The 363-nt window shown below is 70.8% G+C and carries 2 protein-coding genes; both read left to right on the plus strand.

All coding sequences use genetic code 11. The annotated features are described in order from the left end of the window. On the plus strand, positions 1 to 175 hold a 175-nt coding region (locus AOK22_RS42995), incomplete at its 5' end, for a macro domain-containing protein (RefSeq protein ID WP_244165009.1). 76 nt (positions 176 to 251) lie between these two features. Next, positions 252 to 363: Ada metal-binding domain-containing protein (locus AOK22_RS40095; RefSeq protein ID WP_157872288.1), on the plus strand; the 112-nt coding region annotated here is incomplete at its 3' end.

The raw sequence follows: 363 nt of genomic DNA on the forward strand, positions 1-363 counted from the left end.
GGTCGCCTTCCCCGCGATCTCCACCGGCGTCTACCGCTGGCCCCTCGACGACGCGGCCCGCATCGCGGTGCACACCGTGCGCGAGGCCGCCGATCCCGCCGACTTCGACGAGGTGCGGTTCGTGCTCTTCGACCGCGGTGCCTACGAGGCGTTCGCCGCGGCCGTCGGAGCGTAGGAGACGCGCAGGTCGTCCGACGTCGATGTCGGATTCCCGCCAGCCGTGCCGGGCGCGATCCACGATCCTTGAGGGCATGCACACCGACACAGAGCGCTGCGTACGCGCCGTGCAGTCGAAGGACGCGCGCTTCGACGGCTGGTTCTTCACGGCCGTCGTCACCACGCGCATCTACTGCCGCCCCAGCT

This window comes from Streptomyces silaceus (genome assembly GCF_001419745.1).
GTDB lineage: Bacteria > Actinomycetota > Actinomycetes > Streptomycetales > Streptomycetaceae > Streptomyces > Streptomyces silaceus.